Source organism: Pseudomonas sp. Irchel s3a12 (assembly GCF_900187485.1).
In the GTDB taxonomy this organism is placed as follows: Bacteria; Pseudomonadota; Gammaproteobacteria; order Pseudomonadales; family Pseudomonadaceae; genus Aquipseudomonas; species Aquipseudomonas neuropathica.
This window is the reverse complement of record NZ_FYDN01000001.1, coordinates 18,972-34,089: the sequence shown is the minus strand read 5'-3', so window position 1 is coordinate 34,089 and position 15,118 is coordinate 18,972. Positions and strand designations below refer to the sequence as shown.

Genomic DNA, 15,118 nt, shown 5'->3' with positions numbered 1-15,118 from the left:
GCAGTCCTTAGCCGGCCAACACCCGCGCCAACGCCGACTTAACCTTGCCCATGCCGTCATGCAAGGCCTGCTCGATCTCGGCCATGGTGATTACTTCGGTGGTTTTTCCCGCTGCCGGGTTAACCACCAGCGCCAGACAGGCGTAATCCAGATCCAGCTCGCGGGCCAGTGCAGCTTCCGGCATGCCGGTCATGCCGACGATGCCACAGCCATCGCGCTCCAGACGCACGATCTCCGCCACGGTTTCCAGACGCGGGCCCTGAGTGCAGGCATACACGCCTTGATCGCTGTATTCGCAGCCTTCGGCAGCCACCGCCGCAATCAATTGCTGACGCAGCGGCTCGCTGTAGGGGAAGCTGAAGTCGATATGGGTGACGTGCTCCAGATCATCGGCGAAAAAGGTGTGTTCGCGGCCGCTGGTGTAGTCGACGATCTGGTGTGGCACGCAGAAATGCCCGGTGCCCATGGCCGGGTGAATACCGCCCACCGCATTTACCGCGATGATCGCTTCGGCACCGGCCTGCTTCAACGCCCACAGGTTGGCGCGGTAGTTGACCTTGTGCGGCGGAAAGCGATGCGGGTGGCCGTGACGGGCGAGGAACAGCACTTCCTTGCCGGCGTACTCGCCAATCTGCACGTCGGCCGATGGCGCGCCGTAGGGTGTGTCCACTGCCAGCGATTGGCGAATGGTCAAACCTTCGAGTTGAGTCAGGCCCGTGCCACCGATGATTGCGTAAACCGTCATAGCGAAAAATCCTTAATCGATCAGTTGAGCGTCTTTGAGCGCGCCGATGGCGGTGAGCCAGCGCGGATCCTGACGATATTCGGTGCTGGCAATGGCCTGACCGCGCATGCGCGCGATTCGGGCCGATGGCTTGACCTTCATGCGTTGTGCGGCGCTCAAGGCGAGCTCTGCAGCAGCGCGGTCGTTGCACACCAGCCCCATGTCGCAACCGGCAGTCAGTGCGGCTTCGATGCGGCTGGCGGCATCGCCAACAACGTGGGCGCCGGCCATCGACAGGTCGTCGCTGAAGATCACGCCGTCGAACTGCAATTCGCCGCGCAGGATGTCCTGCAACCAGCGCCGGGAGAAGCCGGCAGGCTGCGAGTCGACTTGCGGGTAGATAACGTGGGCCGGCATCACAGCGGCCAGTTGTTTGCTGAGCCTGGCGAAGGGCACGAGATCGTTGGCGCGGATCTCGTCCAGGCTGCGCTCGTCGTTCGGGATCGCCACGTGGGAATCGGCTTCGGCCCAGCCGTGGCCAGGAAAATGCTTGCCGGTAGCAGCCATGCCCGCGCTGTTCATGCCGCGAATGAACGCTCCGGCAAGCACTGCGGCGCGCTCCGGATCGCCCTCAAATGAACGGGTGCCGACAACAGCGCTGCGCTGGTAATCCAGATCGAGCACCGGGGCGAAGCTCAGGTCGAGACCGACCGCCAGCACTTCGGTGGCCATGATCCAGCCGCATTGCTCGGCGAGGTATTCGGCGTTCGGGTTGTCGGCGATGGCACGCATGGCCGGCAGGCGCACAAAGCCCTGACGCAGGCGCTGCACGCGACCGCCCTCTTGATCCACCGCCAGCAGCAGATCAGGACGAACTGCACGAATGGCCGCGCTAAGCTCACGCACCTGACGCGGATGCTCAATGTTGCGCGCGAAAATGATCAGGCCGCCCACTTCGGGCTGACGCAACAATTGGCGATCTTCGGCCGTCAGCCAGGTACCGGCGACGTCCACCATCAACGAGCCTTGCAGGCCAGCAGTCATAGAGATTCCTTGAAAACGAAAAACCCGATCCGCAGCAAATCGCTACCCTGAGCAATGCTCGGCAGGTTGGCAATTTGTATGGATTTCGGGTTCAGAACGAGAGTCGGCATGGGCGGCTAGCTTAGCGGATACAAGCTGCCGCGCCCACCCGTGCGCGGTTAAACCTTGGCGGCGACCGGCGTTGATTTGCTGCGCGGGCGCAGTTGTGCGGTAGCCATCGCCGCATCGGTGACGCCGGTTTCGGCACGCATGCCCGCAGCGAGGAACGGCACCATCAGGCGCATCACTTGCTCAATGGAGGTGTTGACGCCGAAATCGGTCTCGGCAATTGCGCGCAACGCCTTGATGCCAGACATGCTGAACGCCGCGGCGCCGAGCATGAAGTGCACGCGCCAGAACAGCTCGATCGGCGGAATGCGTGGCGCGGCTTCGTTGACCAGCAGCATGTAGCGACGGAACACCTTGCCGTACATGTCTTCCAGATAACGGCGCAAGTGGCCCTGGCTCTGGCTGAACGCGAGGCCGAGCAGGCGCATGAAGATCGACAGGTCATTGCCGCTGCGTGGTTGCACCACAAGGGCCTGCTCGACGAGGATTTCGAGCAGCTCTTCAAGCGTCGGCTTGTTTTCAGGCTTGGCCTGACGGCGCTCCAGCTCTTTATCGAGGCTGATGCAGAACGGCCCGAGGAAGCGCGAGAAAACCGCTTGAATCAGCGCTTTTTTCGAGCCGAAGTGATAGTTCACCGCTGCCAGGTTGACGCCGGCCTTGCTGGTGATCAAACGCAATGAGGTTTCGGCGAAACCTTTCTCCGCGAACAACTGCTCGGCAGCATCAAGAATGCGTTCAACGGTTTCCGACTGGGCCATGGCTACTCCGCCTGACAAACACTTGTTTGAAACATACGTTTCAGCCTGTGCCTTGTCAAGCCTGCCGGTTCGTTTTGGGAATGGTCGGTCAGCTATTTAACCACACAAGCCCAACTCATTAATAAGCACGAATACCGACCGTCTGGCGGCCTGCAAAAAAACGGGCATTGCCAAGGACGCTTCACTGTATATAATCACAGTCACTGTATAAAAAGACAGAGCGATCAATATGCTAAAGCTGACGCCACGCCAAGCCGAGATTCTGGCCTTTATCAAACGCTGCCTCGAAGACAACGGCTACCCGCCAACCCGTGCGGAAATCGCTCAGGAACTGGGCTTCAAGTCGCCGAACGCGGCTGAAGAACATCTCAAGGCTCTGGCCCGAAAAGGCGCCATCGAGATGACACCGGGCGCTTCTCGCGGTATTCGCATTCCCGGCTTTGAAGCCAAGGCCGACGACTCTACCCTGCCAATCATTGGCCGGGTCGCTGCCGGCGCGCCAATCCTCGCTCAGCAGCACATCGAAGAGTCTTGCAACATCAATCCGGCCTTCTTTCATCCGCGCGCCGACTATCTGCTGCGCGTACACGGCATGAGCATGAAGGACATCGGCATTTTCGATGGTGACCTTCTTGCCGTGCACACCACCCGCGAAGCACGTAATGGCCAGGTCGTCGTTGCCCGTATCGGCGACGAAGTGACGGTCAAACGTTTCAAGCGTGAAGGCAGCAAGGTCTGGCTGATTGCCGAAAACCCCGAGTTCGCCCCTATCGAAGTCGACCTGAAAGATCAGGAACTGGTGATCGAAGGCTTGAGTGTCGGCGTAATCCGCCGCTAAAGGAGGCTTTATGCAGTTCCCACACACCCCCCAGCAAACACAACTGCCTTTATTCGAAGCGTTTCTGGCGCAACCGATGGCGCCGATCCTGAAAGACGTGGTCGAACGCCCCTGGAATGCCGAACCCGAAGTATTCAGTGAGCTGTCACTGCGTGGTGCGGCCGGGAACTGCCTGAACCTGCTCGCCCCGATTCTTCGCGAACTCAGTGAAGATCAGGACGCACGCTGGCTGACATTGATCGCGCCACCTGCCAGCCTGACTCAAACCTGGCTGCGGGATGCCGGCCTGAACCGCGAACGTATTCTGCTACTTCAACCACGGGGCGCTCAAAGCGCCCAGCAACTGGCGTGCGAAGCTCTGCGGTTGGGGCGCAGCCACACTGTGGTCACCTGGCTCAACCCGCTAAACAACCACTCGCGGCAACAACTGATCAGCGCCGCACGCACGGGCGAAGCTCAGAGCCTGAATATTCGTTTGGGTTGAGGGTTGCTACTACGCGCTGTGTGAAGCGCAGGGCTTCTCCAGGGACAGAGAAGCCGATCTGAAGCGGTAACGTTAAAAAGCAAAGGCGCGGATCAATGAAGAACCCGCGGCCCCTCTTCCTTATCAAACTCGCCTTCGACCATACGACCGGCCATCTGCACGCCGACGCTTAGCATCGCCTTGGCAATTTCTACATGCTGACCTTGAAGGAACGCCTTGGCATCGTCGGAGAAATCCAGCGTCACCAGAGAACCCTCGTCCTCAGCCCTGCGCAGTTCGATTCGGCCGTCTGGTAACTCGACAATTTCTAGAAAGGACGTTGGCATAAAGGTCTGTTCTCCACGAAAGGCAGGGATTATATAGACATCATTCAGGCTTCGCTCGGGATCTTGACCAGCAGCATGTTTCAGATTGCCACCGTGTCAATCGCCCTCAGCACTCGTTCAAGCCTTCGCGGAAACGTATCGCCAGACCTTTCAAGTTCTGCCGCCAGCTCTCCAGCTCCTCTCGACTCAACTCTTCTGGCGCTTCTTCTTCATCCAGATTAATCGCCTGAATTAGCGGCTGAGTCACGTCCCCTTTGGGCTTGTGTGGCACCCGTGGCGGCTGGAACAGCGCCGAATGCGCTGCCAGCAGTTTTGCCAGCCAGGTTTCAGAGTTGCCAGCGAGTTCGACCATCTCGGCCAACTCGGGAATCGCGATCGACTCCAGCACCTCACGTGTCAGCAGCATCTCGGCGCGTGGTGCATTGGCCTGCGGCAGACGATAGAAACCAGCGATCTCGTGACAGAGACCGAGCAAGGCGCCGTAAAGGTGAAACAACGCCGATTCACGCCCCGCCTGAATCAACGCCAGCGAATTCATCGCTCGCCCCTCTTCGGCGCGAGCCAGAGCTTCGAGCGACAGTCCGGCGAAATAGATCTTCTGGTTGGTGCGGGTATAGAGTTCGTGAGCCATGACGGCGCTCTCCACAACGAAATAATTGCTTCACACAGGCCGGACAGTGTCGTGGATCAGCCGATCCCACCGCAAGCACAAAACAAAAAGGCCGCATGAAAACCCAAGAGTTCTCATGCGGCCTTTCAGTATCAGGCTAAGGCTTACTCAGCTTTTGGCTTCGTACGCTTGTCTTCAACCGTCCACTTGCCGCCGTCGAAGTACGCCTTCCAACCGGTAGGCTTGCCATCGACTTCGGTCTGTACGTATTGCTCCTTGGTCTTGCGGCTGTAGCGAATCACCGCCGGCAGACCATCAGGATCTTTCTGTGGAGCGTCGCAGAGGAAGTGGTACTTCGGATCGATCTCGTCCTTGTGCGGCAGAATCTCGATCACCAGCGGAGCACGGGTCTCGCGGTTTTTCGGGAACTGACTGGCCGCCAGGAACAGGCCGGAAGCACCGTCGCGCAGGATGTAGGTGTCGTTGACCTTTTCGCATTTCAGCTCAGGCATCTTCACCGGATCCATCTTCGGCGGCGCCGCGTCACCGCTTTTCAGCAGTTTGCGGGTGTTTTTGCAGGTCGGGTTGGTGCAACCGAAGAACTTGCCGAAACGGCCAGTCTTTAGCTGCATCTCGCTGCCGCACTTGTCGCATTCCAGGCTCGGACCTTCGTAGCCCTTGATGCGATAGCTGCCTTCTTCGATTTCGTAGCCGGCGCAATCCGGGTTGTTACCGCAGATGTGCAGCTTGCGCTTCTCGTCCAGCAGGTAAGCGTCCATCGCCGTGCTGCAGATCGGGCAGCGGTGCTTGCCACGCAGTACCAGCGATTCCGACTCACCCTCGTCGTCCGCAGCGATTTCATCGCCCGGCACCAGGTTGACGGTGGCCTTGCAGCGTTCTTTCGGCGGCAGGCTGTAGCCTGAACAACCGAGGAAAACGCCTGTCGACGCGGTACGAATCTGCATCGGACGACCGCAAGTCGTGCACGGAATGTCGGTCATGACCGGCTGGTTGGCACGCATGCCGCTGTCCGGGTTTTCGGCTACTTCGAGTTTCTTTTTGAAGTCGCCGTAGAACTCGTCCAGTACGTTTTTCCAGTCGCGCTCGCCCTGCGCTACGTCATCGAGGTTCTCTTCCATGCCTGCGGTGAAGCCGTAGTCCATGAGGTTCGAGAAGCTTTCCGACAGACGCTCGGTGACGATGTCTCCCATCTTTTCCGAGTAGAAACGACGGTTGTGCAGGGTCACGTAACCGCGATCCTGAATGGTCGAAATGATCGCAGCGTAAGTCGAAGGACGACCGATACCGCGCTTTTCCATTTCTTTAACCAGACTGGCTTCCGAGTAGCGGGCCGGCGGTTTGGTGAAGTGCTGCGATGGATCGAGCTTGATCAGCTTCATCACGTCGCCCTGCGCCATATCAGGCAGAACGTCGTCATCACCCGGTTTGGCAATCTGCGGCATGACACGGGTGTAACCGTCAAACTTGAGGATACGACCCTTGGCGCGCAGCTCGAAGTCACCAGCGCCTACGCTGACGGTGGTCGACAGGTATTGCGCCGGCAGCATCTGGCAAGCGAGGAACTGGCGCCAGATCAGCTCGTAGAGACGCTCAGCGTCACGCTCCATACCCGCCAGCTTGCTTGGCGTGGTGTTGGCGTCAGAAGGACGAATCGCTTCGTGAGCCTCTTGTGCGCCTTCCTTGCTGCTGTAGACGTTCGGCGTTTCCGGCAGGTACTTCTTGCCGAACTCGTCTTCGATGTAAGTACGCGCCATCGCCACGGCATCAGCCGAGAGGTTGGTCGAGTCGGTACGCATATAAGTGATGTAGCCGGCTTCGTAAAGACGCTGGGCCATCATCATGGTTTTCTTCACGCCGAAGCCCAGGCGGTTGCTCGCAGCCTGCTGCAGGGTCGATGTGATGAACGGCGCCGACGGCTTGCTGCTGGTCGGTTTGTCTTCGCGCTTGACGATGCTGTAGCTGGAAGATTTGAGTTTCTCCAGCGCGGCCATGGCCTGAGCTTCGTTGAGCGGCTTGAACGCTTCGCCTTTTTCGCGAGCCACTTCGAAACGCACGGTGGAGCCTTTGGTGGTGCCGAGATCGGCATGCACTTCCCAGTACTCTTCCGGGTTGAACGCGCGAATTTCACGTTCACGCTCGACCACCAGCTTCACGGCAACCGATTGCACGCGACCGGCGGACAAGCCACGAGCGATCTTCGCCCACAGCAGCGGCGAGACCATGTAACCGACAACGCGGTCGAGGAAGCGACGCGCCTGTTGAGCGTTGACACGATCAATGTCCAGCTCACCCGGTTCCGAGAAAGCTTCCTGAATCGCTTTCTTGGTGATTTCGTTGAACACCACACGCTTGTAGCGGCTGTCGTCACCACCGATGGCTTCGCGCAGGTGCCAGGCAATGGCTTCCCCCTCGCGATCCAAGTCGGTTGCGAGATAGATGGTGTCAGCATCTTTGGCGAGCCGGCGCAGCTCTTCGATGACCTTCTCTTTACCCGGGAGGATCTCGTACTGGGCTTTCCAGCCATGATCGGGATCGACACCCATACGCGAGACCAGCTGCTTGCGCGCTTTCTCTTTCGGCGAGAGCACCGGACCTTCGCCCGCAGCAGCCTTACCGCGCTTGGCGGCTGGCTCTTTGCTGGCGCTAGCCGAACCGCTGGTGGGCAGGTCTCGGATATGGCCGATACTCGACTTCACCACGTATTGGTTACCCAGATACTTGTTGATGGTCTTGGCCTTAGCCGGGGATTCCACAATGACCAGCGATTTGCCCATGGATCAGAAAATTCCTGAATTCTAGAAGTGAAAGGCGGTTGGCGCCTGACGCGGCACCGCTATATATAGTTGATACAAGGTGAGGTCAAGCACAGGGTTCTGTGCGCACTCGCCTTATGCCTTGGAAAAAAGGCTCGGTTCGGCTTGCACCAAAGCAAAGCGTGGCACCTGCTCGCCGTCAACCTCGACTGACTCGAGAAACATGCTCAGAGGGCGTACCCAAAAGCCGTAATCGCCATACAGGGCTTGGTAAAAGACCACTTCTTCTTCGGTCTCGGAATGCCGCGCAACACTGAATACGCGGTACTGCGGACCTTTGTAATGTTGGTAGAGCCCAGGTTGTATCGGCATGCTTCGGCCCTCACTCAAATTTTTTCAAAAATAAAAACAAAATAAATCCACAAAAACAAAAACCGGGGCACTTGGCCCCGGCTTCCATCGACGAGACGCTTAAACGCGTTCGAAGACGGTGGAGATGCCTTGGCCGAGACCAATGCACATAGTGGCCACCCCGAAGGTGCCGCTATTCTGCTTCATCACGTTCAGCAAAGTGCCGGAAATACGGGCACCGGAGCAACCGAACGGGTGACCCAGGGCGATCGCGCCGCCGTGCAGGTTAACCTTCTCGTTCATCTTGTCGAGTACTTTCAGATCTTTCAGCACTGGCAGGGCCTGTGCGGCGAAAGCTTCGTTGAGCTCGAAGAAGTCGATATCGTTGATGCCAAGGCCCGCACGCTTCAGGGCTTTTTGTGTCGCCGGAACTGGACCATAGCCCATGATTGCCGGATCCACACCCGCCACTGCCATCGAACGGATAACCGCCATTGGCTGGATACCCAGGTCCTGCGCACGCTGCGCCGACATCACGATCATGCACGAAGCACCATCGGTGATCTGCGACGAAGTACCGGCAGTCACGGTGCCGCCCTTTGGATTGAAGGCAGGCTTGAGGGCTGCCAGACTTTCCAGGGTGGTTTCCGGACGAATGGTTTCGTCGTAGTCGAACAGTTTCAGGAAACCGTTCTCGTCATAGCCCTGCATCGGGATTATTTCGTCTTTGAACTTGCCTTCCACGGTGGCCTTGTGGGCCAACTGGTGGGATCGCACGCCGAAAGCGTCCTGTTGTTCGCGAGTGATGCCGTGCATTTTGCCGAGCATTTCAGCGGTCAGGCCCATCATGCCCGAGGCTTTCGCCGCGTACAGCGACATGTGCGGGTTCGGATCGACACCGTGCATCATGCTCACGTGGCCCATATGCTCAACGCCGCCGACCACGAACACGTCACCGTTGCCGGTCATGATCGCTTGCGCAGCGGTGTGCAGCGCACTCATCGACGAGCCGCACAGACGGCTAACAGTCTGACCGGCCGAGGTGTGCGGGATCTGGGTCATCAGCGAAGCCATGCGCGCGATGTTCCAGCCCTGCTCCAGGGTCTGGTTGACGCAGCCCCAGATCACGTCCTCGACTTCTGCAGGATCGACCTTGGCGTTGCGTTCCAGCAACTTGCTGATCAGGTGCGCCGACATGTCTTCGGCGCGGGTGTTGCGGTGCATGCCGCCCTTGGAGCGGCCCATCGGAGTACGACCGAAGTCGACAATCACGACGTCTCTAGGATTCAAGCTCATAAGTTCACTCTCACTCTAGTTGGGGGCGCTTAACCGAAGAAGCTCTGGCCGTTTTTGGCCATTTCGCGCAGCTTCGCGGTCGGGTGGTACAGCGCGCCCAAATCAGCGTACTGGTCAGCCAGGGCAACGAACTCGGCAACACCGATCGAGTCGATGTAGCGCAGTGCACCGCCACGGAATGGAGGGAAACCGATACCGTAGACCAGACCCATGTCGGCTTCGGCGGCGGTTTCAACGATGCCGTCTTCCAGGCAACGCACGGTTTCCAGGCACAGCGGGATCATCATCCAGTTGATGATGTCTTCGTCAGTGACTTCACGCTGCTCGTAAACGATCGGCTTGAGCACTTCCAGCACCGATGGATCGGCGACTTTCTTCTGCTTGCCTTTCTTGTCGGCCTCGTAGGCGTAGAAGCCCTTGCCGTTCTTCTGGCCCAGGCGCTTGGCTTCGTACAGCACGTCGATGGCCGAACGACGGTCATCCTTCATGCGATCCGGGAAACCTTCAGCCATCACGTCACGACCATGGTGACCGGTGTCGATGCCGACCACGTCCATCAGGTACGCCGGGCCCATCGGCCAGCCGAATTTTTCCATGACCTTGTCGATACGGACGAAGTCGACACCGGCGCTGACCAGCTTGGCGAAACCACCGAAGTACGGGAACAGTACGCGGTTGACCAGGAAGCCCGGGCAGTCGTTGACGACGATCGGGTTCTTGCCCATTTTCTTGGCGTAGGCAACGGTGGTGGCAACAGCCAGCTCGCTGGACTTCTCGCCACGGATCACTTCCACCAGCGGCATCATGTGCACCGGGTTGAAGAAGTGCATGCCGACGAAGTTTTCCGGACGCTTGAGGGCCTTGGCCAGCAGGCTGATGGAAATGGTCGAGGTGTTGGACGCGAGGATGGTGTCCTCTTTGACCTGACCTTCGACTTCAGCCAGTACGGCTTGCTTGACCTTAGGGTTCTCGACGACAGCTTCGACAACCAGATCCACGTGACCGAAGTCGCCGTAGGACAGGGTCGGACGAATGCCATTGAGCACTTCAGCCATTTTCGCAGCGGTCATGCGACCTTTATCAACGCGGCCAACCAGCAGCTTGGCGGCTTCGGCCAGACCCTGCTCGATACCGTGCTCGTTGATGTCCTTCATCAGGATCGGCGTACCTTTGGAGGCCGACTGATAGGCGATACCGCCACCCATGATGCCGGCGCCGAGTACAGCGGCCTGCTTCACGTCTTTGGCGATTTCGTCGTAGGCCTTGGCCTTTTTCTTCAGCTCCTGATCGTTCAGGAACAGACCGATCAAGCTCTGCGCGGCAGAGGTCTTGGCCAGTTTGACGAAGCCGGCGGCTTCGACTTCCAGCGCCTTGTCACGACCGAAGTTCGCGGCTTTCTGGATGGTCTTGATCGCTTCAACCGGCGCCGGGTAGTTCGGGCCAGCCTGACCGGCGACGAAACCTTTGGCGGTTTCGAAAGCCATCATCTGTTCAATAGCGTTCAGCTTGAGTTTTTCAAGTTTCGGCTGACGCTTGGCCTTGAAATCGAACTCGCCGGAGATGGCGCGCTTGATCAGTTCAAGGGCAGCTTCCTGCAGTTTTTCAGGAGCAACCACGGCGTCGACGGCACTGACTTTCAGGGCGTCTTCAGGGCGGTTTTCCTTACCGGAGGCAATCCACTCGATGGCGTTATCGACACCGATCAAGCGCGGCAGACGCACGGTGCCACCGAAGCCTGGGTAGATGCCCAGCTTGACTTCCGGCAGGCCGATCTTGGCTTTGGTCGACATGACGCGATAGTCAGCCGCCAGGCACATTTCCAGACCACCACCCAGGGCGATGCCATTGATGGCCACTACGGTTGGGACGTTGAGGTCTTCGAAATCGCTGAAGATCTTGTTGGCTTCGAGATTGCCAGCAACCAGCTCGGCATCCGGCAGCTTGAAGTTATCGACAAATTCGGTGATGTCGGCGCCGACGATGAACACGTCCTTGCCACTGCTGACGATCACGCCCTTGATCGAAGCATCTGCCTTGATGGTGTCTACGGCCTGACGCAGTTCGTTCAGGGTTAGACGGTTGAACTTGTTGACGGACTCACCCTTGAGGTCGAATTTCAATTCGACGATGCCACTTTCAAGAGCTTTAACCGTGATGGCTTTACCTTCGTAAATCATCAACTGATCTCCACGATATGGAAGCTGAACAGTACACGTCGGACGCAGGCGAATGGCTCGGCAGGACGCTTTTTCGTCGATGCTAACGCCAATCCACCCGGCACACCCGCCAACGCGATAGTCGGGATTCTGTAGGAGCAGTCTGTAAGACAAACGCTCAATTCATACGCCCGTTTGATTTGGGTACGTCACCTTCACGGAATTTCCGACAATTGTCAATCGCCCAAAATACGGGTTGAAATGCGACTTTGCGGTCATTTCTGTAAGACGAAGACCCGCAACACGCGTCTGCATGTGAAGCCATTCATAGAATCAATAGTTAGAAAAGTCGCCCTAATTCGCAGCAGCCCGAGTTTAAAGGGCTACGCTGGGTGGACTACAGAGAGATGTACCGACCAAGTCAGCATCAAAAAAGGTTTCCGGCCTGCCTGGCCACCCTGCCCGATGAATCATGTCGGGCTTTTTATTGCGCGTCTGCCGGACGTTCCCCACCGTTGCAGTGGGAAAAGTCCGCGCGTCACGCCAGTGCTTTCAGAGTGGTGTCGATGTCCTGCAACACCGACGCTTCGCCCTTCTCGCCCCAGTACAAGGCGATCATCTGCTTGTCTGCTTCGACTTTGAAAACGTTGCCGGGCAACTTTTCGAAATGATTGAGCAGCGCCCGATCTTCGCAAACTTCCTGCCATTGATTGACCCACACACCCGGCGATTTTTGCCAGTAAGTCCAGCAGGCAGGCGACTTGCCACGACGCGGCCGATGATACTGCGCACACGGATTCGGCGGCTCTTGCGCCAGCCAGTGCGGCCATTCCTGAGGCGCCAGTTGCATGGCCAGACCCATGCGCCGCGCCTCCATGCGCAAGGCGATGCGACCGCTTTGCGCGCGCGATGGGCGCAACCACGCCAACGGACTCAAAACCACCAGCAGGATTGACACCACCAACCAGACCGTCATATCTCTATTCCCAATTCTTGGTGAGCGCATTGTGTCACTTTGGAACCAATGCGCTTGAAACCAGCCATACTTAACAATATTGAAACCTCACGAGGAGCACCTCATGCCCTACCACCACATTCTGGTCGCCGTAGATCTGACCGAAGAGTGCGACCCTGTGATTCACCGCGCCCGCGAGCTATCGGTGAGCAATGGCGCCAAGCTTTCGCTCGTGCATATCGTTGAGCCGATGGCCATGGCCTTCGGCGGCGACGTGCCGATGGATCTGTCACAACTGCAACAACAGCAGTTCGATCAGGCCAAGGAGCGCCTGGAGCGTTTGAAAGCCAAATACTCAGAGCTTGAGGGCGCCAACTGCCACCTGACCTATGGCCAGCCACGCCAGGAAATCCATCATTTCGCCAAGGAAAACACGTGCGATCTGATCGTGGTCGGCAGCCATGGCCGTCATGGTCTGGCGCTGTTGCTCGGCTCGACCGCGAACGACGTACTGCACGGCGCGCCATGCGACGTCCTCGCCGTCCACCTGGTCAAACGTTGAAACACTGATCATTGTGGGAGCGAGCCTGCTCGCGAAGGCGTCGGCACATTCAGCATTAATGCCGCCTGACACACCGCATTCGCGAGCAGGCTCGCTCCCACATTGGGTCTCCACCCGCATATGAAAAGCCCGGCGTTCATCACTGAACGCCGGGCTTTTTCACATCCGGATCAATCAGGCATCCAACTCGGCCCAACGCTCCATCAACGCGTCCAGTTCAGCCTGCAACTGCTCCAGCGAGGCAATCACCTTGGCTGTTTCAGCCGGTGGACGCTGATAGAAACCGCCTTCAGCCATCTCGGCCTCCACTGCGGCGATCTGCTGTTCCTTGGCGTCGATATCGCCCGGCAACGCTTCCAGCTCGCGCTGCAGCTTGTAGCTCAGCTTTTTCTTGGCAACCGGGGCAGCAGCGGCAGGCGCAGCAACCACAGCAGGCTCAGCGGTGACTACCGCCGAATTCAGGTCAGCCTTGCCCGATTTGCTTTCAGTCACGCCCAACAGCCGCGGCGAGCCGCCCTGACGAATCCAGTCCTGATAGCCGCCGACGTATTCACGCACCTTGCCTTCACCTTCGAAGACCAGCGTGCTGGTGACCACGTTGTCGAGGAACGCCCGGTCGTGGCTGACCATCAGCACGGTGCCGTTGAAAGTCAGCAGCACTTCTTCGAGCAGCTCGAGAGTTTCCACGTCGAGGTCGTTGGTCGGTTCGTCGAGGACCAGCAGGTTCGCCGGTTTGCTGAACAGTTTGGCCAGCAACAGACGCGCACGCTCACCACCCGACAGCGCCTTGACCGGCGTGCGGGCACGCTGTGGGCTGAACAGGAAATCGCCGAGGTAGCTCAGCACGTGACGGCTCTGGCCGTCGATATCGATGAAGTCGCGACCTTCGGCGACGTTGTCGATCACGGTTTTTTCCAGATCCAGTTGATGACGCAACTGGTCGAAGTAGGCCACGTCGATCCGCGTGCCCTCTTCCACTTTGCCGCTGGTCGGTTGCAGACCGCTAAGCATGAGTTTCAGCAGGGTGGTCTTGCCGGTACCGTTGGCGCCGAGCAGACCGATACGGTCGCCGCGTGTCAGCACCATCGAGAAATCCTTGATCAGGAACGGGCCGCCCGGGTGAGCGAAACTCACGTTCTCGAGGACCATCACCTGCTTGCCGGACTTGTCGGCAGTGTCCAGCTGAATGTTGGCCTTGCCGGTGCGCTCACGACGCTCGCTACGCTCCACGCGCAAAGCTTTCAGGGCGCGGACGCGGCCCTCGTTGCGGGTGCGGCGAGCCTTGATGCCCTGGCGGATCCAGACTTCTTCCTGGGCCAGTTTCTTGTCGAACAGCGCGTTGGCGGTTTCTTCGGCGGCCAGCGCGGCTTCTTTGTGCACAAGGAAACTGGCGTAGTCGCCGTTCCAGTCGATCAGGCCGCCGCGATCCAGTTCGAGGATGCGCGTGGCGAGGTTTTGCAGGAAGGAACGGTCGTGCGTGATGAACAGCACGGCGCCCTGGAAATCTTTCAGGGCTTCTTCGAGCCAGGCAATCGCACCGATGTCCAGGTGGTTGGTCGGTTCGTCGAGCAGCAGCAGATCCGGCTCGGACACCAGCGCCTGCGCCAGCAGCACGCGACGACGCCAGCCGCCGGATAACTGGGCGAGGGTCTTGTCGGCCGGCAGTTGCAGACGGCTCAAAGTGCTCTCGACCAGAGTCTGCAAGCGCCAGCCATCACGGGCTTCGAGGTCTTGCTGAACGTGCATCAGCTTGTTCAGGTCTTCTTCAGTGACGCAGTTCTGCGCAAGGTGATGGTATTCGGCGAGCAACGCGCCCACGCCATCAAGGCCTTCAGCGACTACGTCGAACACCGTCCGATCGTCGGCCACCGGCAATTCTTGCGGCAATTCGCCGATTTTCAGACCGGGGGCACGCCACACCGAGCCTTCATCGGGCTTCTGGTCGCCCTTGACCAGTTTCATCATGCTGGACTTGCCAGTGCCGTTGCGGCCGATGATGCACACCCGCTCACCACGGGCGATCTGCCAGGACACCTTGTCCAACAACGGCATAGCGCCGAACGCAAGGGACACATCGCTGAATTTGAGCAGGGTCATGAGCTTCTCCAAAAACCGGGCGCGCATTCTACCTG

At 58.7% G+C, this 15,118-nt stretch carries 14 protein-coding genes; 3 read left to right on the top strand and 11 right to left on the bottom strand.

The window, feature by feature from the left end; all coding sequences use genetic code 11:
- Positions 1–7 precede the first annotated feature (7 nt).
- The 3 genes from CKW14_RS00160 to CKW14_RS00150 form a co-directional block, all read right to left on the bottom strand.
- Positions 8–745: an S-methyl-5'-thioinosine phosphorylase gene (locus CKW14_RS00160; RefSeq protein ID WP_095124320.1), complete on the bottom strand. Its 738-nt coding sequence runs from the start codon at positions 743–745 to the stop codon at positions 8–10.
- A 12-nt stretch (positions 746–757) separates the two neighbouring features.
- The gene (gene nagZ, locus CKW14_RS00155) at positions 758–1,768 is read right to left on the bottom strand and encodes a beta-N-acetylhexosaminidase (RefSeq protein ID WP_095050468.1); all 1,011 of its coding nucleotides are present in this window, start codon (positions 1,766–1,768) and stop codon (positions 758–760) included.
- Positions 1,769–1,926: 158 nt separating this feature from the next.
- Positions 1,927–2,634: a TetR/AcrR family transcriptional regulator gene (locus CKW14_RS00150; protein ID WP_007910473.1), complete on the bottom strand. Its 708-nt coding sequence runs from the start codon at positions 2,632–2,634 to the stop codon at positions 1,927–1,929.
- A gap of 229 nt (positions 2,635–2,863) precedes the next feature.
- On the opposite strand from CKW14_RS00150, the gene lexA reads away from it, so the two are divergent.
- Both lexA and sulA read left to right on the top strand, forming a co-directional pair.
- The gene (lexA, locus tag CKW14_RS00145) at positions 2,864–3,472 is read left to right on the top strand and encodes a transcriptional repressor LexA (RefSeq protein WP_003226590.1); all 609 of its coding nucleotides are present in this window, start codon (positions 2,864–2,866) and stop codon (positions 3,470–3,472) included.
- A gap of 10 nt (positions 3,473–3,482) precedes the next feature.
- Positions 3,483–3,956: an SOS-induced cell division inhibitor SulA gene (gene sulA, locus CKW14_RS00140; protein ID WP_095124319.1), complete on the top strand. Its 474-nt coding sequence runs from the start codon at positions 3,483–3,485 to the stop codon at positions 3,954–3,956.
- Between the two features lie 92 nt (positions 3,957–4,048).
- On the opposite strand, the gene CKW14_RS00135 is transcribed toward sulA, so the two are convergent.
- From CKW14_RS00135 to CKW14_RS00100, 7 genes are all read right to left on the bottom strand, one after another.
- A complete protein-coding gene (locus tag CKW14_RS00135; protein WP_007910471.1) occupies positions 4,049–4,282 on the bottom strand; it encodes a hypothetical protein in 234 nt (77 codons plus the stop codon).
- A gap of 106 nt (positions 4,283–4,388) precedes the next feature.
- Positions 4,389–4,913, bottom strand: a complete 525-nt coding sequence (locus tag CKW14_RS00130; protein WP_007910470.1) for a DUF6586 family protein — start codon at positions 4,911–4,913, stop codon at positions 4,389–4,391.
- Positions 4,914–5,056: 143 nt separating this feature from the next.
- Positions 5,057–7,687 carry a type I DNA topoisomerase gene (gene topA / locus CKW14_RS00125; protein WP_095050466.1) on the bottom strand — a complete coding sequence of 877 codons (2,631 nt, stop codon included), beginning with the start codon at positions 7,685–7,687 and terminating at the stop codon, positions 5,057–5,059.
- A gap of 114 nt (positions 7,688–7,801) precedes the next feature.
- Positions 7,802–8,038: a DUF1653 domain-containing protein gene (locus CKW14_RS00120; RefSeq protein ID WP_007910467.1), complete on the bottom strand. Its 237-nt coding sequence runs from the start codon at positions 8,036–8,038 to the stop codon at positions 7,802–7,804.
- A gap of 99 nt (positions 8,039–8,137) precedes the next feature.
- Positions 8,138–9,313 (bottom strand): acetyl-CoA C-acyltransferase FadA, encoded by a 1,176-nt coding sequence (gene fadA, locus CKW14_RS00115; RefSeq protein WP_007910465.1) that lies wholly within the window; start codon positions 9,311–9,313, stop codon positions 8,138–8,140.
- A gap of 29 nt (positions 9,314–9,342) precedes the next feature.
- Entirely contained in the window at positions 9,343–11,490 is a 2,148-nt protein-coding gene (fadB, locus tag CKW14_RS00110; protein WP_095124318.1) for a fatty acid oxidation complex subunit alpha FadB, read from the bottom strand.
- Positions 11,491–12,007: 517 nt separating this feature from the next.
- On the bottom strand, positions 12,008–12,445 hold the full coding sequence (locus CKW14_RS00100) for a hypothetical protein (RefSeq protein ID WP_095050464.1): 438 nt from the start codon (positions 12,443–12,445) through the stop codon (positions 12,008–12,010).
- 103 nt (positions 12,446–12,548) lie between these two features.
- On the opposite strand from CKW14_RS00100, the gene CKW14_RS00095 reads away from it, so the two are divergent.
- Complete coding sequence (locus tag CKW14_RS00095; RefSeq protein ID WP_095050463.1) at positions 12,549–12,986, top strand: universal stress protein; 438 nt, start codon at positions 12,549–12,551, stop codon at positions 12,984–12,986.
- A 174-nt stretch (positions 12,987–13,160) separates the two neighbouring features.
- On the opposite strand, the gene CKW14_RS00090 is transcribed toward CKW14_RS00095, so the two are convergent.
- On the bottom strand, positions 13,161–15,083 hold the full coding sequence (locus CKW14_RS00090; RefSeq protein WP_095050462.1) for an ATP-binding cassette domain-containing protein: 1,923 nt from the start codon (positions 15,081–15,083) through the stop codon (positions 13,161–13,163).
- Positions 15,084–15,118 lie beyond the last annotated feature (35 nt).

What these genes read in the sequence shown, in the direction of transcription:
- sulA (WP_095124319.1), top strand. Translation starts at nt 3,483, where the DNA reads ATGCAGTTCCCACACACCCCCCAGCAAACACAACTGCCTTTATTCGAA.
- fadB (WP_095124318.1), bottom strand. Translation starts at nt 11,490, where the DNA reads ATGATTTACGAAGGTAAAGCCATCACGGTTAAAGCTCTTGAAAGTGGC.
- CKW14_RS00090 (WP_095050462.1), bottom strand. Translation starts at nt 15,083, where the DNA reads ATGACCCTGCTCAAATTCAGCGATGTGTCCCTTGCGTTCGGCGCTATG.
- nagZ (WP_095050468.1), bottom strand. Translation starts at nt 1,768, where the DNA reads ATGACTGCTGGCCTGCAAGGCTCGTTGATGGTGGACGTCGCCGGTACC.
- CKW14_RS00150 (WP_007910473.1), bottom strand. Translation starts at nt 2,634, where the DNA reads ATGGCCCAGTCGGAAACCGTTGAACGCATTCTTGATGCTGCCGAGCAG.
- lexA (WP_003226590.1), top strand. Translation starts at nt 2,864, where the DNA reads ATGCTAAAGCTGACGCCACGCCAAGCCGAGATTCTGGCCTTTATCAAA.
- CKW14_RS00120 (WP_007910467.1), bottom strand. Translation starts at nt 8,038, where the DNA reads ATGCCGATACAACCTGGGCTCTACCAACATTACAAAGGTCCGCAGTAC.
- fadA (WP_007910465.1), bottom strand. Translation starts at nt 9,313, where the DNA reads ATGAGCTTGAATCCTAGAGACGTCGTGATTGTCGACTTCGGTCGTACT.
- CKW14_RS00135 (WP_007910471.1), bottom strand. Translation starts at nt 4,282, where the DNA reads ATGCCAACGTCCTTTCTAGAAATTGTCGAGTTACCAGACGGCCGAATC.
- CKW14_RS00100 (WP_095050464.1), bottom strand. Translation starts at nt 12,445, where the DNA reads ATGACGGTCTGGTTGGTGGTGTCAATCCTGCTGGTGGTTTTGAGTCCG.
- CKW14_RS00160 (WP_095124320.1), bottom strand. Translation starts at nt 745, where the DNA reads ATGACGGTTTACGCAATCATCGGTGGCACGGGCCTGACTCAACTCGAA.
- CKW14_RS00130 (WP_007910470.1), bottom strand. Translation starts at nt 4,913, where the DNA reads ATGGCTCACGAACTCTATACCCGCACCAACCAGAAGATCTATTTCGCC.
- topA (WP_095050466.1), bottom strand. Translation starts at nt 7,687, where the DNA reads ATGGGCAAATCGCTGGTCATTGTGGAATCCCCGGCTAAGGCCAAGACC.
- CKW14_RS00095 (WP_095050463.1), top strand. Translation starts at nt 12,549, where the DNA reads ATGCCCTACCACCACATTCTGGTCGCCGTAGATCTGACCGAAGAGTGC.